This is a genomic window from Burkholderia vietnamiensis LMG 10929 (assembly GCF_000959445.1).
Lineage (GTDB): Bacteria > Pseudomonadota > Gammaproteobacteria > Burkholderiales > Burkholderiaceae > Burkholderia > Burkholderia vietnamiensis.
In genome coordinates this window covers 591,655-616,086 of record NZ_CP009630.1, presented here as the reverse complement: position 1 = coordinate 616,086, position 24,432 = coordinate 591,655, and the positions used below count along the sequence as shown (strand labels likewise).

Here is a 24,432-nt window from a genome sequence, read left to right as displayed (position 1 = left end):
TGGTGCACGTTGCGTGTGCCGCGCGGTATCGGCCGAACGGATGAGGGGCGCGCGATACGGGAACGCGCTAAAGTGCATTTGATCCGCGTCGCGGCGGAGCGAGGAGCGAGGAGCGAGGAGCGAGCATGCACCGTGTCACGCATTACCGACGAACCGACGAAGGCATCGAGGCGATCAGCCTTGATTCCGATCGCTCGTTTCCGCGGCACGCACACGACGAATTCGGCGTCGGCGTGATCGTCAGCGGCGCACACAGGTCGTGGAGCGGCCGCGGGCAGGTCGACGCTCTGGCCGGCGACGCAATCATGGTGAATCCCGGTGAGATGCACGACGGCATGCCGATCGATGCGGGTACCGGTCGCCGCTGGCGAATGCTGTACCTCGCGCCCGCACTGGTTGCCGGCATAGCGGCGGAAGAAGGCATCGGCGGTGTGGAACTCGCGAACCCGGCCGTGCGCGACGAGCAGCTCGTAGCCGCGTTCGCTCGGCTGCATGCGCGGGTCGTCGCGGGCAACGCGCCGCCTCTCGCACGCGACGAAGCGCTCGTGATGCTGGTGGCCGCGCTGCTCGCGCGGCATTCGAATCGCACGCTGCGGGCTGCGTGCGTCGCGCCGGCGATCCGCGCCGCGCGGGAACGGCTCGACGCGGCGCCAGCCGAACCGGCATCGCTTGCGGAACTGGCCGGGCTCGGCGGCGTGAGCCGCTTCCAGTTGTTGCGCGGGTTCGCGCGCGAGCTGGGCGTCACGCCGCACGCGTATCTGATGCAGTCGCGCACGCGGCTCGCGCGTGCGCTGCTTGCGAGCGGCCGGCCGATCGCGGATGCCGCGGCCGAAGCCGGCTTCGCCGACCAGAGTCATCTGACGCGCGCGTTCGCGCGCCAGTTCGGGATCACGCCGGGGCGATTCCTGCAGGCGGGATGACGCTCCGCGCGATAGCGCGGGCGGTGCTGGCGATGCGTCGGTAGCGATGATCGCCGCCGAGCGGCGATGGCGATGGCGGTAGCGGCAGTACTCACGATCGCTGTCGTAGCCGAAATAGCAATCGCAGCCGAAGTCGAAGCCCCAGTCCCAGTCGCAGTCCCAGTCGCAGTTGAAGCCAAAGTCGAAGCCAAAGTCGAATTCCCAGTTGTATCGCAGCAGCAGTCGCAATCGCAATCGCAATCGCAGTCACGGTCACGATCGCAGTCACGGCCGACACGCGATCATCCGCCTCCCCGCCCGACTACACCACCCGCCGCCCTCGCCGCTCCCATCCCCCCGCAATTTCATTCAAGACGGCCGCATCGTCACCCGCGATGATGCGCCGCATGAACACACGACTGATCGGCTATCTCTATCTCACCGCCGCGATGGCGGGCGTCGGCAGCACCGTCATCGCGAGCCGCATCGCGGCCGGCGGCCTGCCGCCGTTCACCGCCACCACGCTGCGCTTCCTGATCGCAACGCCATTGCTGCTCGCGCTGATGCGCATTCAGCGCGCACGATGGCCGCGCGTGTCGACACGCGACGCGATCCTGCTGGTCGTCCAGGCGGCGGCCGGCGGCGTCGGCTACACGGTGCTACTGATCGGCGGCACGAAACTGTCGTCGCCGATCGATGCGGGCGTGATGCTCGGCACGCTGCCGGCGATGTCGACCCTGATCGCGGCCGTCGTGCTGCGCGAGCGCCAGACGCCGCGCGACTGGTGCGCGGCCGCGCTCGCCACCGCCGGCGTGCTGACCGTCACGTTCGCGCCGGGTCACGCCATGCCGTCGCTGCGCACGCTCGCCGGCAACGCGCTGGTGCTGGCCGCCGTCGCATGCGAAGCCGTGTTCATCCTGCTGAACCGGCGGCTGTCGACGCCGCTGTCGCCGCTCGCGCTGTCAGCCGCGATGTCGGGGTTCGGCTTCATGCTCGCTCTCGTGCCGGCCGCGTTCGAATGGCATGCGCTGGCGAGCGGCTGGACGCTCGGCGCCGTCAGCGCGATCGCGTATTACGCGCTGGTGCCGACCGTGCTCGGCTACGTGTGCTGGTACGCGGGTTCGGCGCGCACGAGCGGCACCGAAGCGGCGCTGTTCACCGCCGTCGCGCCGGTCTCGGCCGTGCTGTTCGCGGTGGCGCTGTTCGGTGAGACGCTCGGCGGCACGCAGCTACTCGGCGTTGCGCTCGTCGTCGCGGCGATGCTCGTAGGCGCGACGCGGCGGCGTGATGCGACGACGCATCGACCGGCGGCGCAGGCGGACGCCTCCGCATCGCAGATCGCCGAGTGATCCGGTCCGCTGCGCATCCCGCGTGACCGGCCAACGGTAACGATTGTAGGAATGTGTCGGCGCGTGGCAAAACCGTTGCGCCGCGTCGCGCAAGATGCAATATTCGCGTGGCCTGGCCATTCGACCACCGAACGCATACGCATCGCCATGAACAAGAAGGAAGCCAAAACACGCATCGCGGCGCTGTTGTCCTCGGGCGCGAGGAAAGCCGACGTGCTCGCCGAGCTGGCGGGCCACGGTCTCAAGGAACAGTTGCTCGCGCGCCTGATCGCGTCGCGCCCCGATCCCGAGCTGTGTCGGAGAAACCGCGTGCACACGCGCATCCTGGTCGGGCTGGGCGTCGCGCAGCTATTGATCAGCGTCGCGCTCGCCTACGTGTTCGCCGCCGGTGGGCTCGGCATCGGCGCGACGCTGCTGTTCGGCGCGCTGACCGTGTCGTTGTCGCTGCTGTTCATCTGGGGCTTCGCGACTCACCGCGTCGGCGCGTATCACGCGTTCATCGTTCTGTCGCTCCTGCAACTGCCGAAAACCATCGCCGCGCTCGGTCGCGATCCGTCCGCCGCGCTGCCGAGCCTCGCCGTCACCGTGATCCTGGTCGGCTACGTGTGGTTCGTCCGCAACCGGATGTTCCCCGACTTCGGCTGGTTTTCGCCGCGCAAGATCGACGGCCGCTACGCCTTCGTCGAAAGCGCCTGACGCCGCGTTCGGCGTGACGCGGCCTCTATCGCGGGCCGCAAAAAAACACCGGCCCGCCCCGCGACGGCGGGACGGGCCGGTGTGTTCCGCGCAAGCCGGAACCGTTCGGCTTACTTCGCCTTCTCAGCCGTGTCGCTGATCGCCTGGCCGCCCTTCGAAATGTCCTGCCCCATGCCGGCAACGGTATTGCAACCGGCGAGCGCGGCGGTCACCACCAGCAGCATTGCAGCAATCGTACGCGTCATTCTCATTCTCCTTCGAGTCAACAAGCCCGACCGGGCAGATCGTGTCAGGCGGCGCGTCCCGCGGCATGCGGAACACGGGGCCTGAACGGATTATACGGAGACGCCCGCCGCGCGCCAGTGCACGCAGCGTCGCGGCCGCGCAGATTTTGCTTGACTTCGCCGTCGCCCGAACTAATATACGCATCGCGTATATTTTCCACCAGGGTGCCGCCGATGACCGTTCCCCAGCAAGCCTTCCTGCGCGACGCGATGCGCCGCCTCAACATGACGCGCGAAGCGTTCGCGAGCCGCATCGGCGTGAGCCGCCGTGCGCTCGATACGTGGCTGCTGCCCGACGATTCGCAGGAATCGCGCGGCATGCCCGAGATCGTCGAGCGCTTCGTCTCGGAAATCGTCGGGCGGGCGGGCCCGGATGGCGAAGACTATACGCAAAGCGTAGACAAGCAAGGCCTCGCGAAGCAGTTCCTGTTCGAAGGCAAGCCGCAGTTGATCTCGGTGGACCAATTCTCGCGCGACTCGGTGGAGGCGCTGTTCCGCGTCGCCGACGTGATGCAGCCGATCGCGCGCCGCCACAAGATTTCGCGCGTGCTCGAGGGCGCGGTGCTCGGCAACCTGTTCTTCGAAGCGAGCACCCGCACGCGCGTGTCGTTCGGGGCGGCGTTCTGCCGGCTCGGCGGCTCGGTGTGCGACACCACCGGCTTCACGTTCTCGTCGATGGCCAAGGGCGAATCGATCTACGACACGAGCCGCGTGATGGCCGGCTACGTCGACGCCCTCGTGATCCGCCACCCGGAGAAGGGCTCGGTGGCCGAATTCGCGCGCGCGACCAACCTGCCGGTGATCAACGGCGGCGACGGCCCCGGCGAGCACCCGAGCCAGGCGCTGCTCGACCTTTACACGATCCAGCGCGAATTCTCGCGCCTGGGCAAGATCGTCGACGGCGCGCATATCGCGCTCGTCGGCGACCTGAAATACGGCCGCACCGTCCATTCGCTCGTCAAGCTGCTGGCGCTGTATCGCGGGCTGAAGTTCACGCTGGTGTCGCCGCCGACGCTCGAGATGCCCGCGTACATCATCGATCAGATCACGACGAACGGTCACGTGATCGAGCAGACCAACGACCTCGCCGCCGGACTGCGCGGCGCGGACGTCGTCTACGCGACGCGGATCCAGAAGGAGCGCTTCACCGACGAATCGTTCGAAGGCTACACGCCGGAATTCCAGATCAACCAGGCTCTCGTCGACTCCGTATGCAAGCCCGACACGCTGATCATGCACCCGCTGCCGCGCGACAGCCGGCCCGGCGCGAACGACCTGTCCGTCGACCTGAACCGCGATCCGCGCCTCGCAATCTTCCGCCAGACCGACAACGGCATCCCCGTGCGAATGGCGATCTTCGCGGTGCTGCTCGGCGTCGAGAATCTGGTTCAGCACTCGATGCGCGACGCGACGTGGCGCCCGCCTGCGTATCTCGGGCCGGAGGACGCGGTGTTCCACGGGATCGATTGACGCGCAGCGGCGCCGCGCGGCCGGATTCGTTCGCATCCGGCCGCGAACGCCGATGCCGGCAGCGCGAGCACGCGCGTCGCGGCGCATGTCGCCGGTCGCCGGTCGCCGGTCGCCGGTCGCACTCGCCAGCCGCCAGCCGCCAGCCGCCAGCCGCACAACTATCGTCACGATCATCGGTAACGCGAGCGGCGTCCGCGCCTACGCGGCGATGCACGGCTCAGCACGTGCAATCCGCTGCGCTCGACGCGACCATGCACGAACGCAACCGCTCGCCGACATTCTTTCCGCCACCCATCCGCCTGCGTCGGTAACATCGGCACTTGCCGATCGCCGACCGCTCCCGCACAATCGGCCCACCTGCCCTCCTCTCCCCGCGCCGATGTCCTATGCGTCACTCGCCACCGGCGTCCTGCTCGCCGGCGGTCTTGGTCAACGCTTCGATCCAACGGGGCTGCACAGCAAGCTGCTCGCACGGCTGCCCGACGGCACGCCGGTCGCGGTCGCCGCTGCGCGGCACCTTGCGGCGGCGACGGCTGACGTCGTCGCCGTCGTGCGTCCCGGCGCCGAAAAACTCGCGATGTTGCTGAACGAAGCCGGCTGCCAGGTCGTCTACGCACCCGACGCGATGCGCGGCATGGGCGCGAGCCTCGCAGCCGGCGTGCGCGCGTCGCCGGACGCGACCGGCTGGCTCGTCGCGCTCGCCGACATGCCGTGGATCGCCGCATCCACCTACGAAGCCGTCACGCGCGCGCTAGATGCCGATCGCGCGTCGATCGTCGCGCCGATGCATCGTGGCGTGCGCGGTCATCCGGTCGGCTTTGCTCTGCACCATTACGATGCGCTCGCCGCGCTCGACGGCGATACGGGCGCCCGCGCGCTGTTCGCCAGCGCGCCGGTGCAGCTGCTCGACGTCGACGATCCGGGCATCGTGCGCGACGTCGATACGCCGGCCGATCTGCGCTGACGTCGACGCGCGCCGCCAGCGCAAGGTCCGAGATTCGGTGCGATATCAACCGCCGAGCGAATATCGCAGGCAATCGCACTGCAAACGCGTGCCCGATTGCCTATAACGAAGACGAGGCGCGCTCACCGCGCCGTCCGCTTCCCCTGTCACGCATTGCGCGAGCTCTCCATGGATCACACTACCCCGATGCCCGAGCCCCCGGCCGACCCGAACCGCGATCCGGAAGACGACCCGTTGTCGCCGCCGGCGCCCGGCCACCCTCACGAGAATCCGCAACAACCGGACGGGCCGCCGAGCAAGGATCCGGTTTAGCCGACGGTTGCGCACGCATCGCGCATCGTGTGACCCGCAACAGCCATTAAGCGGCCGCGCTTTCCCGCGCGACGCGCGCCTCGTAAGTCTTCAGATGGTTGTACGCGATGCGCAACAGCGACAGTGCATCCGCCGCATGCGGGTCGCGGCGCGCGAGCAGATCGCCGAGCACGTGATCGGCTTCGACGCGCGCGCGGTTCTCGACGTCGCGCAGCATCGATGCGGTCAGCGGCGACGGCGTCAGCACCATTCGCTGCATCCGCTCGATCGCGGCCGGCTCCGGGCGATAACCGTTGTGCGCGGCAATCGCGCTGCACTCGTCGAGCATGGCCTCGAGCAGGCGGCGTCCGTCCGGCGCGGCGAGAATATCGCCGACCGAACCGCGAAACAACGACGTGCTTGCGGCCAGGGTTGCGAGGAACACCCACTTGTCCCACATCCGCGCGACGATGTCGTCGCTGAGCGTCGCGTCGAAGCCCGCGCCGCCGAGCACGTCGGCCACCGCGCGCACGCGTGCCGATTCGCCGCCGCCCAGTTCGCCGAACGACAGGCCGTGCGTGTCGTTCAGATGTACGATCCGCTGCTCGCGATCGAGCGTCGCCGCGATCACGCACAGTCCGCCCAGCACCCGCTCCGCGCCGAACCGCTCGCGCAGCACGTCGAGATGACGCATCCCGTTGAGCATCGGCAGAATCAACGTCGACGGCCCGACGAACGGCGCGAACGACGCGATCGCGTCGTCGAGGCTGTACGCCTTGCAGCTGAGCAGCACCAGATCGAACGGCGCGGCCGCGTCGCCGGTGCGTAACGTCTGCACATTGGCGAGCGTCAGGTCGCCGCGCGGGCTGCGAATCATCAGACCATCGCGCGCGAGCGCCGCCGCGCGACCTTCGCGCACCAGGAACGTCACGTCGCGCGCGGCCGCCGCGAGGCGTCCGCCGAAATATCCGCCGACCGCGCCGGCCCCTACCACCAGAATCCGCATCGCTGCCTCCTTTCGCCTCGTTCAATGCCGCCACGCGGGCCGCTCGCCGGCCCGGCGCATGGCCGCAATCGTCAGACAGTATAGCCACACAACCTATGCATATGCAGGGATGACCGCAGGCCGGCATGCGACGTTCGCAAGACATCTAAGGGATTTCCCGCCTACGGGAACGGTCGCGTCGAGCCGACAAACAAGTAAACCAGAAGTAAACCGCTAGGCCGTCCCGGCGCGCCTGCTTGACCGACCGACCTGATACCCATGCGCACCCTTTCCCTGAACCAGAAACTCGCTTCGATGATCGTCATCCTGTGGCTCGGCCTGCTCATGATCGCCGGGATCGGCGCGTGGCAGACGCGCACGTCGATGACGGCAGACCGCCGCGACCAGTTGTCCACGCTGGTTGCGCAGGCAACCAACGTCGCCGATCACTTCTACAAGCTGTCGCAGCAGAACGCGCTGTCCGAAGCCGACGCGAAACAGAAGGCGCTCGAAGCGATCGCCGCGATGCGCTACGGCACCGACGGCTACATCTCGATCAACGACTCGAAGCCGGCGATCGTCATGCATCCGATCAAGACGGAGCTCAACGGCAAGGACGTGTCGAACTTCACCGACCCGGACGGCAAGCATCTGTTCATCGAGATCGTGAAGGCCGGCAACGCGGACGGCGGCAAGGGCTTCGTCGAATACATGTGGCCGAAGCCGGGCGCCGACAAGCCGCAGGCCAAGACCAGCGCGGTGCAGCGCTTCGCGCCGTGGGACTGGTATCTGGTGACGGGCATGTACATGGACGACGTCTATGCGGCGGTGCTCGCGAGCGTCGGCCGCTGGCTCGTGATGACGGCCGTGCTCGGCGCGGCCGCGACCGTCGTGATGGTGCTGGTGCTGAAGAGCGTGCGTGCGAACCTCGGCGGCGAACTCGAGACTGCGCTCGACGCCGCGCAGCGCATCGCCCAGGGCGACCTCACCACGCGCGTGACGGTGAAGCAGGACGATCGCGGCAGCCTGCTGCACGCGCTGCATTCGATGCAGAGCGGCCTGATCGACATGGTGTCGCGGGTGCGGGCCGGCACCGAGAACATCAACGTCGGCGCGAGCGAGATCGCATCGGGCAACACCGACCTGTCGCAGCGCACCGAGGAGCAGGCAGCCGCCCTCGTGCAGACCGCATCGAGCATGGACGAGATGACCGCCAACGTGAAACAGAACGCGGACAGCGCGGCGCAGGCCGCAACGCTGGCAGGCCAGGCCGCGCAGGTCGCGACGCGCGGCAGCGAGGTGGTCGACGACGTCGTGCGCACGATGAACGAGATCACGGCCCGCTCGCACAAGATCGGCGACATCATCGGCGTGATCGACGGGATCGCGTTCCAGACCAACATCCTCGCGCTGAACGCGGCCGTCGAAGCGGCGCGCGCGGGCGAACAGGGCCGCGGCTTCGCGGTGGTCGCGGCCGAGGTGCGCTCGCTCGCGCAACGCTCGGCCACGGCGGCGAAGGAAATCAAGTCGCTGATCGTGTCGTCGAACGAAACGGTCGAGCACGGCGCGACGCTCGTCACGCACGCCGGCGAAACGATGACCGAGATCGTGCAGTCGGTGCGCCGCGTCAACGAAATCCTCGACGAGATCAGCCACGCGTCGCGCGAGCAGAGCGCCGGGATCGAACAGGTCAACCGCGCCGTGGGCGAGATGGATCAGGTCACGCAGCAGAACGCGGCGCTCGTCGAGCAGGCGGCCGCTGCCGCGCATTCGCTGCGCGACCAGGCCGAGGCGCTGCGCGACGCGGTCACGCGGTTCTCGTTGCCGGCCTGACGGGCTGATACCGGCGCGCTTGCGGCGCGCTGCTGCACCCGGCGCGCTCGCGTCGGGTGGCTGGCCGGGGCTCACATTCGGTTGCGGGCGGTGTCGATGCGATGACACACGCACGTGCGCTTCATAGGCGCGAACGCCCCCTTGCGCGGCGACGATCGCGCGGCGAACTGGCGTCTCGTGTCGCGGCCGGTTACGCAATTACCCGGCCGTCGCCGCGGGTCGCACGTCGATCGACGATATATCGGCCGCGGCCATTCAGCTCCCTTCGTCCGTTTAGCCGGCTCGGCGCATTCGGCCCACTCCGCTCATTCACCCTTCCCACCGATCGGCGTTCACGGCCGATCGCATACCGCCCCATCACGCGACCTTGCCGCCATCGACATCGCGCATACGTGTCGGCATCGTCATTCGCGCTGCATCACCGATACCGCACCCGCGCCGCGCAGCCGCCCCGCAGCCTGTCCGCCGCCGAAGCCGAGTGCGGCCGCCCGTTGAATCAGCTCGACATCGTTGTTCACGCCGAGCTTCTTCATCGCGCTGATCTTTTGCGCACTGACCGTCTGCTTGCCCTTGTTCAGCCGCTGCGCGATCGTCTTGATCGGCATGCCGTCGAGATACAGGCGGATCACCTCGATTTCGCGCGTCGACAGCTTGACGGGCGGCCCGTCCTGTTCGGCAATCGCATCGAGCGCGCTGCGCACGAGCGGCGACACATAGCGTCCGCCGCTGTAGGTCGAATGGATCGCCGTGACGATGTGGCCGACATCGTCGAACTTGCTGACGAGACTCGGACAGCCCTGCGCGACGATCGAGCGCAGGATCACCGGGCTCTCGCTGCCGACCAGCGCGACCGTCCCGACGCCCGGGCGCATGCGCCGCAACCATGCGAGCAGCGCCAGACAGTCCATCGGCGGGCCGCCGCGGATCGAATAGTCAACCAGCGCGATATCGCAGTCGACATCGGCCAGCGCCGCGACCATGTCGGACGGGCTCCGGTAGGCGCCGACGAGCTCGATCGCGCACGCGTCGCCGGCGATATGCTCGACGCCGGCCAGCGTCAGCGGCCAGTCGTACGCGAAAACGGTGCGAATGTTGAATTTCCCCATGCGTGGTTCCTGAAGGTCGCGTGGCCGCGCGACGCGACACGTCGCGACGCGGCCGGTTGGGCGGTGACTCCGCGGGCGGGATATTTTTATCCCACCGTCATTCTATGAAACGGCGTGCGGCCGGGATATCGGACGCGGTATAGATGGGCGTCCAGGGACGTAATACGAGTTTGATATTTCGATCGTCGTACGCGATCGCGGACGCGCGCATCGTCCGGACGGCCGACGTTGCGGGCCGTGCGGGCCGCGCCGCTTGCCGGCGCGGTAAAATTGCGGCCCAGCATGCCATTCCGGACGACCGGCCGACGGCTGCGCACGCCCGGCCGTGCGCAGCCGGCCGGCCCCCTGCTTCTTCCATGACCGAATCCGATCTGCACTCCGACGACACCACCATCCACGAAGACGGCCTCTGGCGCGACAACGGCTGGACGGCCCGCATCATCAAGAACGAGGACGACGACGGCTGGGCCGTCGAAATGATCAAGGACGGCGAGGCCGAGCCCGCACTTGTCGGCCCGTGGACGATGGGCCGCGACAAGAAGAACCCGAAGCCGATGGATGCGAACGCGTTCCGCACGCTAGTGAAAACCGCGACCGAAGTGCTGATGCGTCACGAGCAGCAGCGCCGCGCGATGCTGCACAAGGAAGTGACCGTGCAGCGCGACGACGGCATCGAGGTGTCGGTGACGCTCGACATCGTGCCGGACGAGTTCGAGCCGTATGCCGAACTGAAGGCGTTCGACCCGTACGGCGAACTGCTGGCCGACGCGAAGGTGTCGGCAGGATTCAAGCTCAACAAGGCCAGCGCCGCACGCTGGATCGAATCGGATTTCGAGCGCCCGGCTTAGGGCCTGTTCACGCCAATAAAGGGCTTGCGCTGGCCCCACGAGTGAATTTTTCCGCGCGGTCCCTGACGCAGGCCGCCGCCCGCTGCGTGCGCACGCGCCGCGTCAGCCATGCAAGCCGTGCGTGGTCATCAGCCGGTACAGCGTGGCGCGCGACACGCCGAGCTGCGCCGCGACGTCGGCATGCTGCTGGCGACGGTTCCGCAGCAGCATCTCCTCGATCGTACGGCGCTCCGCCTGCCGGCGCGCCTCCACGAGCGTCGGCGGGCGGCGCAACCGGTACTGGCTCAACTCGAGATCGTCGGCCGAGATCAGCGGGCCGTTCGTCATCACGACCGCGAAGCGGATCCGGTTGATCAGCTCGCGCACGTTGCCCGGCCATGCATAGTCGTGAATCGCCTCGATCGCGCACGGCATGAAGCCGCGAATCCGGTGCGGGCTGTCGCCGCGATAGCGCTGCAGCACGTGATCGGCGAGCAGCATGATGTCGCGACCGCGCGCACGCAGCGGCGGCTCGTCGATACGCAGCACGCACAGGCGGTAATACAGATCGGCGCGAAAGCGCCCGGCCCGCATCGCCGCCTCGAGATCGACGTGCGTCGCGGACACGATCCGCACGTCCACCGGCACCGACGCGTGCGCGCCGAGCCGCTCGATCGTGCCTTCCTGCAGAAAGCGCAGCAGGCTCGCCTGGCTCTCGAACGGCATGTCGCCGATTTCATCGAGAAACAGCGTGCCGCCGTGCGCGGCCTCGATCCGGCCGATCTTGCGCTGGTGCGCGCCCGTGAACGCGCCGCGCTCGTGGCCGAACAGTTCGGCCTGCAGCAGCGTCGGCGGAATGGCCGCGCAGTTCACCGCGACGAACGGCGCGTCGGCGCGCGACGAATGCCGGTGGATCGCGCGGGCGGTCAACTCCTTGCCCGTCCCGGATTCGCCAGCGATGAACACCGCAGCGTCGGTGTTCGCCACCTTGCGGATGGTCGAGAACAGGCGCCGCATCGCGTCGCATGCGCCGATCATCGTGTCGCAGGGTGGCATCGCGAGCGCGGCCGGGTCGGCGTGCGCGAGCTTCAGCATCCCGTACGCATGGCCGGCGAGATAGCCGATCGTCTTGCAGCCCGCGGCGCGCGACGCGAAGCCGAAACAGCACTGGCGGATCAGGCGCGCGAGCGCGACATCGCGCAGCAGCGCGTCGTCGGCGAGCGCGACCCAGCCGACGTGCGGGTCGCGCAGCAGCGCCTCGAACGCGGCCGCGTCACGCGCCGCGTCACGCATATTGAACGCGGTGAAGTCGACGATTCCCGCATGCAGGCGGTTCGCCTTCACGAGGTTGAGTGCGTCCGCAACGGACTTGGCGCGCGAGACGTCCCAGCCGCGCGACGCGAGACAGTCGACGAGCGCGGCGTCCGGATACGGCGACACATAGACGAGCGGGCGCGACGGCGCGGCATGATGGCGCGACGCCGCGACCGGCGGCGGCATGCACGCGATCCGCTCGGTTTCAGGATGGCTCGACAATCTGATCCGGCAACATTGATTCACGATGGCCTCGTCGCATGGCGTTGTCGGTCGGCGCGGGGCGCGCGACATGGCGCGCGGCCTGCCGGTCCGATCGGGAAAATGACGCTATCGGCAGAACACGACACGCCGCATATAGATCTGCGGTTCGACGACGGGCCGCGCGGACCGGTCCAGTTCGTCGCGATAGCGGCGGTAGGTCTTGCCGTCCACGGTCACGTCGCCGGCGCGCGCCGTCTCGATCGCGGCCAGCGCGTGGCTTTGCCAGTCGTCGACGCGCGCCGATGCCGACAGACTCGATGCACCGGCGATCGTCTGCGTGACCGTGCTGCCGTCGGCCCAGGGCTGCGTCTGCATGTCGTCCGCGTGCTGCATCGCGCCGACCGTCTTGCCGGTCGGCGTCGGGCCGCTCTGCGCGACGAACGGCGCGGCGCGGCCGTACACCGGCGATTGCCATGAAGGCGCGTGGCCTTCCTCGGGCACCATGTAGATCGTCTGCGGATCGCCGACCATCATCATCGGCACGCATGCGGTGTTGTCGGGGCGGCCGAGCGTCGTCAGCGACTGCTGGATGCTCGCGGCGTTCGCGACGCTCTGTTCGTTCAGGATCACGAACACCGCCGGATTCTGAAACAGCGACTGCGCGGCGGCGTGTGCGCCGACCAGCAGCAGAACGATCGAAAGGAACCTCATGATCCGCGCCTCCTGTCCCCTCGACAGGCAAAAAGAGGTGTTGGCCTCGGGGTAGAACCAACACCCGTCAAAGCTGTCGCGCGCATCGCGCAACCGGTTGCGGCGCTTGCCGTGCAGGCGGCATACCGGTTGCATCGAAGCGCGCTGCCGGTCACGACGACGTGCTCGTCGAGACGACGGTCGGCGCGGGCGCGAGCGGCGCCGACGGGGCGGCGTGCTGGTCGATCGCCGGCGTGGCTGTCGCGGGCACGTCCGCGGCCGGCACGGCTGCGGATTCGACCACGGCCGTTGCGTCGGCAGCGCTCGGGGCCGTCGCCGCCACGGGCTGGGCGGCTTCGGCGGCAGGCATGGCCGAGGCGATCGGCGCTTGCGGCGCGCGGTCGACTGCGTTGGCGTCGGCCGTCGGCATGGCCGGTGCGCCGGTGTCGGTCGCGGCCGGCGTGCGCGCGGACGCGTTGGCGGCGAGCGACGGTGCGGGGTCTGCGGGCTTGTCGGCGACCATCGGGGCCTTGTCGGCGGCGGTCGCCGCGGGTTCGGTGGTCTTTTCCGCAATCGTCGACGCAGGCTCCGCCGCCTTCTCCGCAACCGTCGGGACGGGTGCCGACGCCTTCTCTGCAACCACTGGTGCAGGCGTCGAGGCCTTTTCCGCGATCGCCGACGCAGGCTCTGATGCCTTCTCAGCAACCGTTGGGACAGCTGCCGATGCCTTGTCCGCAACCGCTGCTGCAGGCGTCGATGCCTTGTCTGCACTCGTCGACGCGGGCTCCGGTGCCTTTTCCGCAACCGTCGGGACGGGTGCCGGTGCCTTTTCCGCAACCACTTGTGCGGGCTTCGATGCCTCCTGGGCAACCATCGGTGCGGGCTTCGAAACCTTCTCCGCAATCACCGACGCAGGCGCGGGCACCTTATCCCCTGCGACCGGTGCCGGTGCAGGCCGTGACACGTTGTCCGCAACCGTCGCGGCACTCGGCGACACGGCAGCGGTCGCTGCAGCGGGCACCGCGCTCATCGCAGCCGACGCCGCGGCCACGCCCGGCACGACCGCGGCCGCCTGCGCACCATTCCCCGCAGCCGCCTGCGCCGCACCCGGCATCGCCGCCGCAGCCGGCGCGCCGATCGGCGCTCCCGCGACGAACGCCCCCGCCTGCCCAGCATTCCCCGCCACCGCCCGCATCTGCACAGGCGCCGGCCCAGCCGCATCGAGCGGCGGCAGCCCCATCCGGCTGCGCACGAGCGGATCGCGGTACTTCAAGTCGTCGGCGACGGTCGCGTCGGCGGCAGGCGCGACGTTCGAGCGCGCGAGCGGCGCGGTCGTGCCCGGGCACAGATGGCCGGTCGCCTCGACCGCGCGGCGGTTCGCGTCGCTCTGGCACAGCAGCGCCAGCGCGACGTCGGTCAAGCCCATCGCGCGAAATTCGCGCGCATCGAGCCGTCGCACGCACGCCTGATCCACCAGCGTCGTGCCGCCGGTCGCGCCGAACCCCGGGAACGACACGCCGACGCTCACCGAGCCCATGCAGGTATCGGACAACGTGGTCGTCAGCCCGGGCGCCTGGATCGCCGGGTTCGTCTTGATCGTCTGCGTGCCCGAGTAGTTGACGTTCTCCGCCACCTGCGTGTTGTACGGGCTCGAGCCTGGCGCGCCGGCCGCGAGCGAGCTCGCGCTCTGCGGCGTCACGGTCGAGCCGCCGCTCGTCGACGAAGGCAGCGTCAAGTTGACCTGCACGCTCGAATTGCCGCTGCCGCGCACGCCGCTCGTGCTGCCGCTCGTCGCATTGCCGCCGCGCGAGCTCGTCACGTTGGTATTCATGCTCGAGCCGCCACCCTGGCCGATGGCCGTCGACGACGTCGAGGACTGCGCGCTTGAAGTCGAGTCGGCGGTCTGCGCATGGGCGCCGATCGTGGCCAGCGCGAACATCGCCGCACTGGCCGCCCTGATCTTGCTGCTGTTCATTTCGATCTCCGGACGAGGTTGGACCGCCTACCCAGGCAACCGCATCAATCCCGTTGCGTTCCTGCCGCTTTGCCTGTTTCCCCGAACTGCTTCCAGCCGCTGCCCAACTGCGACCACGAACCGCCCGGCATGCCCTGCGATGGCGGGGCCGCGGGCGCGCCGGCGGCATTGCCCGGCGACAGCGTGTGTTGCGGTGACGGTTTGGTTGTCTGCTCAGTGTTACTTGACGTCTGTACGTTCGATTGCACGTCGTCGGTCGCGCGGTCGGCGGCATACGCCGTCAGCGACGTGAGCATCACGACGGCGGCAATCAGGTTCTGCTTCATGCCAGCTCCTTACGGTGACGACAACGGCGCAACAGAGACCAGCGTCACCGGGAAACTGGTCCCTTCCACCCGAATCAGGGCGTGCCGGCCGTCGCGCCGGAGCTGCCCTGACTGCCGCCCGACGCCGACGGCGATCCGGCCGGCCCGGTGCTCCAGACGGTCGACGTGTTGTAGTGGTTCGAGCCCGCGATCGTCGACGATCCGCCGAAGCCGGCCAGCCCGCTCGCACCCGCGTTCGCGATGCCGGCGTCGTTGCCGCCGCTCGCCGTGTAGTGGTTCGCGCCGAGCACGATCGTGGCGGTCACGCCGCCCGACAACGCATTCGCGTTCTCGGTCGTATTGGCGGTGCCGCCGAACGAGCCCGCGGCGCCGATCCCGCCGCCAGCCGCGAACGCGCCGCCGTTGGTGCCCCACCCGCCGGCCGTCGACGTCGAGTCGTGGTACGCGGACGCCGTGCCGGTCGAGCCCGCAGGCGTCACCGTGCTTCCGGCGCTCGCGCCTGCGACCGAAGTCGTGTTGCTCGTATAGCTGCCGGTGCCGACCAGCACCGAACCCGAGACGCCCGACGCCACGGACTGAGTCTGGTTGAAGGTCGTCGTGCCGGCGGCCGCTGCGGCCGACGACAGCACGGCGAGCGCGGTCGCTAAAAAGACGTTGGCTTTCATAGCAATTCCTTGCGATGACGAAGGTCGGTGGCCGGATCGCCGGGCCGCCCCGTGCGGGGCGATTCCCGGCGTCCGCGCCACCATTCGATGACGAGCGCTGCGCGCGGCGGCTTAGTAGTGGCGGAACGTCCAGGCGCTGGAGCCTGCGTTCGCGCCGCTCAGCCCGCCGGACTGCGAGCCGCCGAAGCCGAAGCCGCCCACCGTCGACGTGTTGGTGTGATCGGTGTACGACACCGCCGCGCTGGTGCCGCCGCCGGCCATCGCGCCGGCCGCGCCGAGTGCCGCACCCGAATCGGTGGCGGTGAAGTGACCGAAGCCGGTCACCCCCGCCATCGTCTGGCCGCCGCTCGACGAACTGCTGCTCGACTGGGTGCCGCTCGCTGCGAACGCTGCACCCGAAACCGCCATCACTGCTGCTGCAATCAGAAGCTTCTTCATGGTCGACTCCAAAACGGCGTGGACGGAACAAGCGCAGGAAGCTGCACGCCTTCAGCCTGCCTGCGTCGAGCAATCCCTGAACACAAGGACCGCCATTCAATCGGCAACGAGCGTTTCTCCGATCGCAATTCGGCTCATTGCCTAAATCCCATTCGCTGTTTTATTGGCCCTGCGATTTATTGTTTTGAATACCGGCTTGCGCACCGGTGAAGTCACCGGAATAAACCGAGTCTCGAACCCGGAAAACGAATGCATCGTTCCGTATCGTTCGTCGTGCGTCGTTCGATATCGGGCGGCGCCGCGCGCCGGCATGCGGCTCGCCACTGCCGGCGAGCGAAAATGCACGACCCGATTTACCGAAGGCGAACGCCCTGCCGCTGAAAATCGCCGCGTAATCGCGGCAACGCGACAACAATGCGCAACCGTGCATGCGCGCCCGACCGTCACGCAGCAACGTTGTTTGTGAGTTACCGGTCGCCGATCATGCGGATAATCCGGCTCGCGGGTTTTCGGTACAGTCCGGGTCGCGCCGCTATTGCCGCGATGCGATCGAAATGTCGATGGACGTGCACGCGCGCATCGGCATCGAGCTGCCCGATACGAACTGCTGGTCCATCAGGGTGAAGTGAGTCAACGAGAGCGCCGCTGTCGATCAGTGGTGGCGCGAAACGACAGCTGCTCCAGCACGCGCAATGCGCGGATACCGGAACGCCGGCAACGACGCACTCGCGACGCCGGCACTGCGCCGCGAGTCGTACGGTTACCCCATCGTTGCGCGAAGAATGCGCAGATCAAGCCGTTGCTTGTGGTCTTCATCGCTGTTCCCCGACTGCTTATTGACGAGACTGCCGCCCCCCCAATCTTCACTGCATCAGGTCGACTGCCCGCCGGTGCGGCCAATATCGCAAGCGGCATGCCACGCACGATTGCACCGACGATTGCGGGTGGCACGGCGCGCGGGCAGCGCGGGAACATGCGGTTTTCGTTTCAGGAATGTATCGCGGCAACGGGTGGCCGCCGGCGGCGATCATCGACTGACGAGAAGCAATCCCGCCGAAGGCCGCGCGACGCGGTGCGCGGCGCCGCATGTGTGGGCTACCGAACGTCTGTTTCAGAGTTGAGAATCTCGCATTGCCGGTTCGGGACAATGGACACGTCAACGCCCGAAAACGGCCTGCCACCGGGCTTTCGCGGGCGCGCGGCAAGTTGCGGACGGCTCGCTCGCGCGCCGCGCGCCTTCGCGCAAAGCGTGCGCGCATACGGCACGGGACCGATTGCACGAAGCATGCAGCGGCAAACCGATTACCCGAAAATACGATTGATTCATCCGTGAAAATCCCGACTCGCTCGCACATCGATGGTTAATGCCGCAGAGCGACGAATCGCAAAACCGGCACGGGCCGCACCGCTTTCTACCGGCCCGCATATTCGATGAAAAACGCCGGGCATTCGCGCGTATCCGCCAGCACATCGGGCGTTTTATTACGTTGCACATTCATTTCATCGTCCGGTAATGAACGCCGGCGCATTGCATTTCGATGTGCGCGTCATGCGGGCGTCACGCGATTCCGCATGGCGCGCGATACACCGGAGAAACAACTCGGAAACGACGTCGACGCCGCTTTCCCGCGCGCGAAGCTGCGCGTGCAAGCGTCGTTTCGGCGCGAAAAAAATCATCGTTGAATGGCGTTTCTCGCATTTTCGGCGCGTCGATACGCGGCGACGCCGCGAGCGCCGAATGCGTGCGTCGCGGCGCGGGATACACGGGTGAAACAGCGGCGCGCCGGCCGCGCCGCGGCACGACGCGATACCGCGCCGCATATGACGCGCGCGCCGCTGGCATGCCGGTTGCAACGCTGCGTGGTTGGCCGTGCGCGCAGCACCATCGCGCGCACCCGGCCCGCGTCGGACCACATCGACCACATCGGCCGACGACGGCGCCGACTACGTACCGAGCAATTCCTTCCTGCGCAAATGACCCACGTCGCGCATCGGCGGCGCGCCGAACAGCCTGCTGTATTCGCGGCTGAACTGCGACGCGCTCTCGTAGCCGACCGTCGCGGCCACCGACCCCACGTCGCCGCCCTGGCGCAGCAGCAACCGGCGCGCCTCGTGCAGGCGCAACTGCTTCTGATACTGCAGCGGGCTGAGCGTGGTCACGTGTTTGAAGTGGTGATGAAGCGACGACACGCTCATGTTGACGGCCTGCGCGAGCGTCTCGACACGCATCGGTTCCGCGTAGTGGGCGCGAATCCATTCGATCGCGCGCGCGATCCGGTGCGTGTGGCTGCCGGCGACGGCCATGTGACGCAGGCGCGCGCCCTGCCCGCTCGTCATCAACCGGTACAGCAGTTCCTTTTCGATCAGCGGCGCGATCACCGGGATGTCGGCCGGCGTATCGAGCAGCCGCAACAGGCGCAGCGCGGCGTCGAGCAGCGGCGGCGTCAACTCGGCGACAGCGATGCCTTCGCCTTCGGGGCCGGCCTCCGGCTCGGGCAGACGCATCTCGGCAGCGAGTTCGACGATGCGCTGCAGGTCGAGCGTCAGCGACAGGCAAAGATAAGGAACGTCGGGCGACGCCTGCGTGACGCGCGACAGGATCGGCAAGTCGATCGACGTAATCAGGCAGTGCTGCGCGTCGTATTCGTAGGCCTGCCCGGCGACCACCACGCGCTTCGCGCCCTGCGCGGCGATCACGAGCGCGGCGCGCGACACGCCGCAGCCGAGATCGACCGCACGCGTATGGCGGTGCAGCATCAGCGCCGGCACGGCCGTCGCGTGCGAGCCGTCCGCCGGCGCGAAGCGGCCGATCAGCGACGCCAGCTCGCGCCGCCCGGATTCGCGCGATGCCGCGATATCGGTCATGTCCATGGCCGTTCCTCGTGTCGTTTTGCGGATCGCGCGAGCATAGCGAAACGCGCGCCGCCGTGCCCGGGATTTGCAGGATTGTTCAATAAATTTGCAGGATCGGATAGCCGTAACGACGGGCCGTTCGCGCACACTCCCACCTGATCCGGCGCATGCCGGGTTTTCCCCACGGAGACAAAAAAATGCCCACCACGTTTGTCCTCAACGGCAAGAGCGTCACGCTCGACGCCGATCCGTCGATGCCCGTCCTCTGGGCGATCCGCGAGCATGCGGGGCTGACCGGCACGAAGTTCGGCTGCGGCATGGCGCAGTGCGGCGCATGCACGATCCATCTCGAAGGCCAGGCCGTGCGCTCGTGCGTGCTGCCGCTGGCCGGCATCGCGGGCAAACAGGTGACGACAATCGAAGGCCTGCAGAGCAAGCCCGCGCAGGCCGTACAGGCCGCCTGGGTGAAACTGCAGGTGCCGCAGTGCGGCTATTGCCAGTCCGGCCAGATCATGTCCGCGACCGCACTGCTCGAACAGAACCCGAAGCCGACCGACGCGGACATCGACGCCGCGATGAACGGCAACCTGTGCCGCTGTGCGACCTACGCCCGCATCCGGGCCGCGATCCACGACGCGGCCGCGACGCTGGGAGCGTGACCATGACGATCGAACTCGACAACGCCGGTTCGGTGCGCGCGTCGCGCCGCACCTTCCTGAAAACCGCGGGCGCCGCAGCCGCCGTCAGCCTGACGATCGGCTTCGAATGGGCCGGCCTCGGCCGCCGCGCGCTCGCCGCGACGCCGCCCGCCGCCGACTTCGCGCCGAACGCGTTCCTGCGCATCACGCCCGACGGCGCGGTCACGGTAATTGCCAAGCACGTCGAAATGGGCCAGGGCGCGTACACGGGCATCGCGACGATCGTCGCGGAGGAGCTCGACGCCGACTGGTCGAGCGTGCGCGTCGAAAGCGCGCCGGCCGACGCGAAGCGCTACGCGAACCTCGCGTTCGGCACGATACAGGGCACGGGCGGCAGCTCGGCGATGGCGAACTCGTGGCAGCAGCTGCGCGAAGCCGGCGGCAAGGCGCGCGCGATGCTCGTGTCGGCCGCGGCCGCGCGCTGGCAGGTGCCGGCCGGCGAGCTGAGCACCGCGGGCGGCGTGGTCACGCACGCGAAGAGCGGCAGGACGGCCGCTTACGGCACGCTCGTCGCCGATGCGGCGAAACTGCCGGTGCCCGACCACGTCACGCTGAAGCAGCCGGCCGATTTCAAGCTGATCGGCCATCGCATCCCGCGCGTCGACGCGTCGGCGAAGTCGAACGGCACCGCGCAATTCACGCTCGACACGACCTTCCCCGGCATGCGCGTCGCGCTGCTGCAGCGGCCGCCGCGCTTCGGCGCGACCGTCAAGTCGGTCGATGCGACGGCCGCGAAGGCGGTGCCGGGCGTCGTGGCCGTCGTGCAGGTGCCGAATGGCGTCGCCGTCGTCGCGACCGGCTTCTGGGCCGCGAAACAGGGCCGCGACGCACTGAAAATCGACTGGGACGAAACGCACGCCGAAAAGCGCGGCTCCGACGAGATCATGCGCGAATACCGCCAGCTCGCCGCGAAACCGGGCGTGTCGGCGCGCAAGGACGGCGACGCCGACGCGGCGATCGCCGGCGCCGCGCGCAAGCTCAGCGCGACCTACGAATTCCCGTATCTCGCGCACGCGCCGATGGAGCCGCTCGACGCGGTCGTCAAGCTGACGGCCGACGGCTGCGAGATCTGGGCCGGCGACCAGTTCCAGACGATCGATCAGGGCAACGCCGCAAAGGTCGCGGGGCTCGAGCCCGAGCAGGTGCGCATCCACACGCTGTATGCGGGCGGCAGCTTCGGCCGGCGCGCGAACGCGTGGTCCGACTACGTGGTCGAGGCCGTGTCGATCGCGAAGGCGCTCGGCGCGGACGGCACGCCGGTCAAGCTGCAGTGGACGCGCGAGGACGACATCCAGGGCGGCTTCTACCGCCCGATGTACTTCCACAAGCTCGATGCGGGGCTCACCGCCGATGGCCGGCTGGTCGGCTGGCGGCACCGCATCGTCGGCCAGTCGATCCTCGCCGGCACGCCGTTCGCCGCGTTCATGGTGAAGAACGGCATCGACGCGACGTCGGTCGAGGGCGCGGCGAACCTGCCGTACGCGGTGCCGAACGTGTCGGTCGAACTCACCACGACCAAGGTCGGCCTGCCGGTGCTGTGGTGGCGCGTGGTCGGCAGCTCGCACACCGCGTATGCGGTCGAGGCGTTCATCGACGAAGCCGCGCACGCGGCCGGCAAGGACCCGTACCTGTTCCGCCGCGACCTGCTCGCGAAGGAGCCGCGCATGCGCGCCGTGCTCGAGCTGGCCGCGCAGAAGGCCGGCTGGGATCCGGCGCAGCCGCTGCCGAAGGGCCGCGGGCGCGGGATCGCGGTGGCCGAGGCGTTCAAGAGCTATGTCGCGCAGGTGGCCGAGGTGTCGGTGGACGCGGACGGCAACGTGAAGGTCGAGCGCATCGTGTGCGCGGTCGACTGCGGGATCGCGATCAACCCCGACATCGTCGCCGCGCAGATGGAAGGCGGCATCGGCTTCGGGCTCGGCGCGGCGCTGCACAGCGCGATCACGCTGAAGGACGGCCGCGTCGAGCAGCGCAACTTCGACGGCTACCACGTGCTGCGGATGGCCGAGATGCCGAAGGTCGAGGTGCACATCGTGCCGTCCGCGCAAGCGCCGACCGGCGTCGGCGAGCCCGGTGTCGCGCCGGTCGGGCCGGCCGTGGCCAACGCGATCTTCGCGGCGACCGGCAAGCGGCACTACGTGCTGCCGTTCGATTCGGCCGGCGGCGCGAAGGCTTGACGGGGCGTGTGACGCATCGGGCGGTGCGGTGTCGCGTTGTTGCCCGGTGCGTCGGTGCGGCGCGGCGCCCCGCCGCGCCCGCATCGTGCTGCGCGTGACTGCGCCGTAACGCCGCGCGTAACGCCCGTAACGCCCGTAACGTTCCCGCGCGATGCTACGTAACAATTCTTCAATATCGGTCGGGCAGGCGCGGCGGCACGCCGCTGCGGCGCCGTTAAAAATTCTTTTAGATTCAACACCGGCGCGCGATTGCGGGCGCCGGGACCCGCCGCACGGCTGGGGCGGCTCCATCACTGGCCCGGAAGTTGCAGTACATGACTCGCAACACTCCTTTACGGACATGCGAGGGCCACCATGGATTGCAAATACCTGTACATCGACAACATAAAAATCAACTTCGTGCGCCGGACGATCGAAATCGACGACAAGGTCGTCGACGTCACGCCGCGAGAATTCGACGTCGTCGAGTTCCTGCTCGACAACATGAACAAGATCGTTCCGCGGCAAGCGATCCAGGAAGCGGTCTGGGGCCGGGAGCTCGGCGTGTCGTCGCGCACGCTCGACACGCACATCTCGCGGATCCGTTCGAAGCTGCAGCTCGATCACGACAAGAACCTGCGGATCATCCCGATCTATGCGGTCGGCTATCGGCTCGTGCTGTTCGGCGCGGCGATGACGCACGTCGAGCGCCACGATGCCGCGCCGATCCTGCGCGCCGCGCCGCAGCCGGTGCTGACCGCCGACTACGCGTGACCCGCGGCCGCGCCGGCGCCCCGAGGCGCGCCGGCCGGTTTTCTGGTTGGGTGGGGCGCGGTACATCGGGCGCGTTGAGCAGAGGCGTGCCGAGCCATGCCATGTCGAGCCGCATCGAGCCGAGCTGTGCCAAGTCGTGCCGGACTGAGCCGAGCCCGGTCGAGTCGAGCCAAGCCCTGCCACGGCACCCCAAGCGCCAAGCCGAGCCCGACACCGCGCCGCGTCCTCGCCACACCGCCCTGCGCCGCCCCAGCCACCTTCCCCCTCACCCGCCCCCACACCCCCGACACGCTTCGTAGCTCGTCACCACGAGCCGCGCCGCGCGCCGTCCGCGACTACGGATTCCGGCGCCGCACGCGGCCGGCACCGTCCCTACAATCGACGCAGCAGCCGCGCGCCCCCCGCGCCGCCGGCCACCACAACCCGTCGACCATCGCCGAATCCGCCCCGATCCCGCCGTGCCTGCGCTGCCTTTGACGAATGCCGACACCGGCGACGCCGCGAACCAAGCGCCCGCCGCCGCTCCGGCCGCCGCGCAGACCGCCGCCGCCGTGCCGCCCGCGCCGGTCGCGGTCGCGGTCCCGCTCGACGCGTCGCCGTATCTGCCGCGTCTGTCCGCGGCCGCCGCGCGCGGGCTGTCGCATGCATACGGCGCGCCGGCCGCCGTGCCGGTCACGCTCGGCGAGCACGCGTACGAGGTGCGCTGGCGCGTCGCCGCCGAGCCGGTTGCCGATGCCCATGCATACCGGTTCGTCGTCGGCCCGGCCACGGGCACGCTGTGGCTCGACCCGCTCGCCGAAACCGAATGGCTCGGCGATGCCGCCGACCCGGCCGTGCCGGCCGTGATCCGAGCGGCGTTGCTGGCCGATCTCGCGGCGCCGCTCGCGGCCGTGCTACAGGCCGCGACGCGGCAGCGCGTCGAATTGCTGCCGCCGCCCGCGAGCGTGCCCGCATGGCGCACCGCACCGGCCGCGCTGCGCTTCGAGCTGCGCCGCGCCGACGGCGCGTGGCGCTGCCACGGCGCGCTGCTGTTCGACGCACCCGACGCGCTCGCGGTGTTCTTCGCGCAACCGGCGCCCGCGCGGCCGGCCCCGCGCGCGGCCTATGCGAGCCTGCCGGTGCCGCTCGTGTTCGAGATCGGCCGCACCGAACTGACGACGGCCGAGCTGGCCGACGTCGTCGGCGGCGACATCATCGCGATCGAACGCTGGCGCGCGCACGAGCAGAACCTGCTGTGCGTCGCGCGCGTGCCGGCCACGCCGGCGTGGGAGATCACCGGGCGGCCGTCCGGCACCCGGCTGACCGTCGAACGAATCAGGGAGATGCCTTTGGAACCGACCCGCACCGACACCCCGCCCGCGACCGCACACGATGCGCCGCCGGACGACGCACCGCGCTCGCTCGACGGCCTCGCGGTCGACCTGCGCTTCGAGCTGCCGCCGACGTCGATCCCGCTCGGCGAACTGGGCGCGCTGCAGCCGGGCGCGGTGATCGAGCTGCAGCAAGGGATCAACCAGAGCGTGATCCATCTGGTCGCGAACGGCATGCTGATCGGCACCGGGCATCTGATCGCGGTCGGCCAGAAGCTCGGCGTGCGCGTCGTCACGCTGACGCAGCCGGCCCCGCGCGAGCGTTGAG

Annotated in this window: 24 protein-coding genes; 14 read left to right on the top strand and 10 right to left on the bottom strand. The window is 68.8% G+C overall.

Going from position 1 to position 24,432, the window contains the following annotated elements; translation table 11 throughout:
- The first annotated feature begins 125 nt into the window (after positions 1-125).
- The 3 genes from AK36_RS03035 (at position 126) to AK36_RS03025 (ending at position 2,944) form a co-directional block, all read left to right on the top strand.
- Positions 126-920 (top strand): AraC family transcriptional regulator, encoded by a 795-nt coding sequence (locus tag AK36_RS03035; protein ID WP_045577823.1) that lies wholly within the window; start codon positions 126-128, stop codon positions 918-920.
- A gap of 386 nt (positions 921-1,306) precedes the next feature.
- Positions 1,307-2,248, top strand: coding sequence for a DMT family transporter (locus AK36_RS03030; protein ID WP_045578400.1), 942 nt, complete (start codon positions 1,307-1,309; stop codon positions 2,246-2,248).
- A gap of 147 nt (positions 2,249-2,395) precedes the next feature.
- Positions 2,396-2,944: a hypothetical protein gene (locus tag AK36_RS03025; protein ID WP_045577822.1), complete on the top strand. Its 549-nt coding sequence runs from the start codon at positions 2,396-2,398 to the stop codon at positions 2,942-2,944.
- A gap of 110 nt (positions 2,945-3,054) precedes the next feature.
- Here the strand turns inward: AK36_RS03025 and AK36_RS03020 are convergent, their stop codons facing one another.
- Positions 3,055-3,189, bottom strand: coding sequence for an entericidin A/B family lipoprotein (locus AK36_RS03020; RefSeq protein ID WP_009688930.1), 135 nt, complete (start codon positions 3,187-3,189; stop codon positions 3,055-3,057).
- A gap of 213 nt (positions 3,190-3,402) precedes the next feature.
- On the opposite strand from AK36_RS03020, the gene AK36_RS03015 reads away from it, so the two are divergent.
- From AK36_RS03015 to AK36_RS33880, 3 genes are all read left to right on the top strand, one after another.
- Positions 3,403-4,698, top strand: a complete 1,296-nt coding sequence (locus tag AK36_RS03015) for an aspartate carbamoyltransferase (protein ID WP_034194295.1) — start codon at positions 3,403-3,405, stop codon at positions 4,696-4,698.
- A gap of 379 nt (positions 4,699-5,077) precedes the next feature.
- Positions 5,078-5,662, top strand: a complete 585-nt coding sequence (locus AK36_RS03010) for a nucleotidyltransferase family protein (protein WP_045577821.1) — start codon at positions 5,078-5,080, stop codon at positions 5,660-5,662.
- Positions 5,663-5,830: 168 nt separating this feature from the next.
- Positions 5,831-5,974, top strand: coding sequence for a hypothetical protein (locus AK36_RS33880; RefSeq protein WP_165487640.1), 144 nt, complete (start codon positions 5,831-5,833; stop codon positions 5,972-5,974).
- Positions 5,975-6,020: 46 nt separating this feature from the next.
- Here AK36_RS33880 and panE read toward each other — a convergent pair whose 3' ends face one another.
- Positions 6,021-6,959, bottom strand: a complete 939-nt coding sequence (panE, locus tag AK36_RS03005) for a 2-dehydropantoate 2-reductase (RefSeq protein ID WP_045577820.1) — start codon at positions 6,957-6,959, stop codon at positions 6,021-6,023.
- Positions 6,960-7,217: 258 nt separating this feature from the next.
- Between panE and AK36_RS03000 the strand changes: the two genes are divergently transcribed.
- Entirely contained in the window at positions 7,218-8,771 is a 1,554-nt protein-coding gene (locus tag AK36_RS03000) for a methyl-accepting chemotaxis protein (RefSeq protein ID WP_011882580.1), read from the top strand.
- Positions 8,772-9,175: 404 nt separating this feature from the next.
- Here AK36_RS03000 and AK36_RS02995 read toward each other — a convergent pair whose 3' ends face one another.
- On the bottom strand, positions 9,176-9,877 hold the full coding sequence (locus AK36_RS02995) for a LuxR C-terminal-related transcriptional regulator (RefSeq protein WP_034194297.1): 702 nt from the start codon (positions 9,875-9,877) through the stop codon (positions 9,176-9,178).
- A 356-nt stretch (positions 9,878-10,233) separates the two neighbouring features.
- Here AK36_RS02995 and AK36_RS02990 point away from each other — a divergent pair, with 356 nt between their 5' ends.
- On the top strand, positions 10,234-10,725 hold the full coding sequence (locus tag AK36_RS02990; RefSeq protein WP_011882582.1) for a hypothetical protein: 492 nt from the start codon (positions 10,234-10,236) through the stop codon (positions 10,723-10,725).
- Positions 10,726-10,827: 102 nt separating this feature from the next.
- On the opposite strand, the gene AK36_RS02985 is transcribed toward AK36_RS02990, so the two are convergent.
- The 6 genes from AK36_RS02985 to AK36_RS02960 all read right to left on the bottom strand — a co-directional run bounded on the left by AK36_RS02985 (position 10,828) and on the right by AK36_RS02960 (position 16,316).
- Positions 10,828-12,204, bottom strand: a complete 1,377-nt coding sequence (locus AK36_RS02985; RefSeq protein WP_224383361.1) for a sigma-54 dependent transcriptional regulator — start codon at positions 12,202-12,204, stop codon at positions 10,828-10,830.
- 144 nt (positions 12,205-12,348) lie between these two features.
- Positions 12,349-12,933: a hypothetical protein gene (locus tag AK36_RS02980; protein WP_011882584.1), complete on the bottom strand. Its 585-nt coding sequence runs from the start codon at positions 12,931-12,933 to the stop codon at positions 12,349-12,351.
- 151 nt (positions 12,934-13,084) lie between these two features.
- Positions 13,085-14,887, bottom strand: coding sequence for a hypothetical protein (locus AK36_RS02975; RefSeq protein ID WP_045577819.1), 1,803 nt, complete (start codon positions 14,885-14,887; stop codon positions 13,085-13,087).
- Between the two features lie 44 nt (positions 14,888-14,931).
- Complete coding sequence (locus tag AK36_RS02970; protein WP_011882586.1) at positions 14,932-15,213, bottom strand: hypothetical protein; 282 nt, start codon at positions 15,211-15,213, stop codon at positions 14,932-14,934.
- A gap of 74 nt (positions 15,214-15,287) precedes the next feature.
- Positions 15,288-15,878: a hypothetical protein gene (locus AK36_RS02965; RefSeq protein ID WP_011882587.1), complete on the bottom strand. Its 591-nt coding sequence runs from the start codon at positions 15,876-15,878 to the stop codon at positions 15,288-15,290.
- A gap of 111 nt (positions 15,879-15,989) precedes the next feature.
- A complete protein-coding gene (locus AK36_RS02960) occupies positions 15,990-16,316 on the bottom strand; it encodes a hypothetical protein (RefSeq protein WP_011882588.1) in 327 nt (108 codons plus the stop codon).
- A 428-nt stretch (positions 16,317-16,744) separates the two neighbouring features.
- Between AK36_RS02960 and AK36_RS32500 the strand changes: the two genes are divergently transcribed.
- The gene (locus AK36_RS32500) at positions 16,745-16,945 is read left to right on the top strand and encodes a hypothetical protein (RefSeq protein ID WP_131754227.1); all 201 of its coding nucleotides are present in this window, start codon (positions 16,745-16,747) and stop codon (positions 16,943-16,945) included.
- An 802-nt stretch (positions 16,946-17,747) separates the two neighbouring features.
- Complete coding sequence (locus AK36_RS32495) at positions 17,748-17,999, top strand: hypothetical protein (RefSeq protein WP_144410612.1); 252 nt, start codon at positions 17,748-17,750, stop codon at positions 17,997-17,999.
- Positions 18,000-18,260: 261 nt separating this feature from the next.
- Here the strand turns inward: AK36_RS32495 and AK36_RS02955 are convergent, their stop codons facing one another.
- Positions 18,261-19,187 (bottom strand): AraC family transcriptional regulator, encoded by a 927-nt coding sequence (locus AK36_RS02955; protein ID WP_034194301.1) that lies wholly within the window; start codon positions 19,185-19,187, stop codon positions 18,261-18,263.
- A gap of 179 nt (positions 19,188-19,366) precedes the next feature.
- Between AK36_RS02955 and AK36_RS02950 the strand changes: the two genes are divergently transcribed.
- The 4 genes from AK36_RS02950 to sctQ all read left to right on the top strand — a co-directional run bounded on the left by AK36_RS02950 (position 19,367) and on the right by sctQ (position 24,431).
- Positions 19,367-19,828: a (2Fe-2S)-binding protein gene (locus AK36_RS02950; RefSeq protein WP_011882593.1), complete on the top strand. Its 462-nt coding sequence runs from the start codon at positions 19,367-19,369 to the stop codon at positions 19,826-19,828.
- Between the two features lie 2 nt (positions 19,829-19,830).
- The gene (locus AK36_RS02945; protein ID WP_014725393.1) at positions 19,831-22,041 is read left to right on the top strand and encodes a xanthine dehydrogenase family protein molybdopterin-binding subunit; all 2,211 of its coding nucleotides are present in this window, start codon (positions 19,831-19,833) and stop codon (positions 22,039-22,041) included.
- A 354-nt stretch (positions 22,042-22,395) separates the two neighbouring features.
- Complete coding sequence (locus AK36_RS02940) at positions 22,396-22,794, top strand: winged helix-turn-helix domain-containing protein (protein ID WP_045577818.1); 399 nt, start codon at positions 22,396-22,398, stop codon at positions 22,792-22,794.
- A gap of 458 nt (positions 22,795-23,252) precedes the next feature.
- On the top strand, positions 23,253-24,431 hold the full coding sequence (sctQ, locus tag AK36_RS02935) for a type III secretion system cytoplasmic ring protein SctQ (protein WP_045577817.1): 1,179 nt from the start codon (positions 23,253-23,255) through the stop codon (positions 24,429-24,431).
- Position 24,432 lies beyond the last annotated feature (1 nt).

What these genes read in the sequence shown, in the direction of transcription:
- AK36_RS02960 (WP_011882588.1), bottom strand. Translation starts at nt 16,316, where the DNA reads ATGAAGAAGCTTCTGATTGCAGCAGCAGTGATGGCGGTTTCGGGTGCA.
- AK36_RS02955 (WP_034194301.1), bottom strand. Translation starts at nt 19,187, where the DNA reads ATGGACATGACCGATATCGCGGCATCGCGCGAATCCGGGCGGCGCGAG.
- AK36_RS02975 (WP_045577819.1), bottom strand. Translation starts at nt 14,887, where the DNA reads ATGAACAGCAGCAAGATCAGGGCGGCCAGTGCGGCGATGTTCGCGCTG.
- AK36_RS32495 (WP_144410612.1), top strand. Translation starts at nt 17,748, where the DNA reads ATGAAAAACGCCGGGCATTCGCGCGTATCCGCCAGCACATCGGGCGTT.
- AK36_RS03035 (WP_045577823.1), top strand. Translation starts at nt 126, where the DNA reads ATGCACCGTGTCACGCATTACCGACGAACCGACGAAGGCATCGAGGCG.
- AK36_RS03030 (WP_045578400.1), top strand. Translation starts at nt 1,307, where the DNA reads ATGAACACACGACTGATCGGCTATCTCTATCTCACCGCCGCGATGGCG.
- AK36_RS33880 (WP_165487640.1), top strand. Translation starts at nt 5,831, where the DNA reads ATGGATCACACTACCCCGATGCCCGAGCCCCCGGCCGACCCGAACCGC.
- AK36_RS02965 (WP_011882587.1), bottom strand. Translation starts at nt 15,878, where the DNA reads ATGAAAGCCAACGTCTTTTTAGCGACCGCGCTCGCCGTGCTGTCGTCG.
- AK36_RS03015 (WP_034194295.1), top strand. Translation starts at nt 3,403, where the DNA reads ATGACCGTTCCCCAGCAAGCCTTCCTGCGCGACGCGATGCGCCGCCTC.
- panE (WP_045577820.1), bottom strand. Translation starts at nt 6,959, where the DNA reads ATGCGGATTCTGGTGGTAGGGGCCGGCGCGGTCGGCGGATATTTCGGC.
- AK36_RS02970 (WP_011882586.1), bottom strand. Translation starts at nt 15,213, where the DNA reads ATGAAGCAGAACCTGATTGCCGCCGTCGTGATGCTCACGTCGCTGACG.
- AK36_RS03000 (WP_011882580.1), top strand. Translation starts at nt 7,218, where the DNA reads ATGCGCACCCTTTCCCTGAACCAGAAACTCGCTTCGATGATCGTCATC.
- AK36_RS03020 (WP_009688930.1), bottom strand. Translation starts at nt 3,189, where the DNA reads ATGACGCGTACGATTGCTGCAATGCTGCTGGTGGTGACCGCCGCGCTC.
- AK36_RS02945 (WP_014725393.1), top strand. Translation starts at nt 19,831, where the DNA reads ATGACGATCGAACTCGACAACGCCGGTTCGGTGCGCGCGTCGCGCCGC.
- AK36_RS02995 (WP_034194297.1), bottom strand. Translation starts at nt 9,877, where the DNA reads ATGGGGAAATTCAACATTCGCACCGTTTTCGCGTACGACTGGCCGCTG.
- AK36_RS03010 (WP_045577821.1), top strand. Translation starts at nt 5,078, where the DNA reads ATGTCCTATGCGTCACTCGCCACCGGCGTCCTGCTCGCCGGCGGTCTT.
- AK36_RS02990 (WP_011882582.1), top strand. Translation starts at nt 10,234, where the DNA reads ATGACCGAATCCGATCTGCACTCCGACGACACCACCATCCACGAAGAC.
- AK36_RS02950 (WP_011882593.1), top strand. Translation starts at nt 19,367, where the DNA reads ATGCCCACCACGTTTGTCCTCAACGGCAAGAGCGTCACGCTCGACGCC.
- AK36_RS02980 (WP_011882584.1), bottom strand. Translation starts at nt 12,933, where the DNA reads ATGAGGTTCCTTTCGATCGTTCTGCTGCTGGTCGGCGCACACGCCGCC.
- AK36_RS03025 (WP_045577822.1), top strand. Translation starts at nt 2,396, where the DNA reads ATGAACAAGAAGGAAGCCAAAACACGCATCGCGGCGCTGTTGTCCTCG.
- AK36_RS02940 (WP_045577818.1), top strand. Translation starts at nt 22,396, where the DNA reads ATGGATTGCAAATACCTGTACATCGACAACATAAAAATCAACTTCGTG.
- AK36_RS32500 (WP_131754227.1), top strand. Translation starts at nt 16,745, where the DNA reads ATGCGCGCCCGACCGTCACGCAGCAACGTTGTTTGTGAGTTACCGGTC.
- AK36_RS02985 (WP_224383361.1), bottom strand. Translation starts at nt 12,204, where the DNA reads ATGCCGCCGCCGGTCGCGGCGTCGCGCCATCATGCCGCGCCGTCGCGC.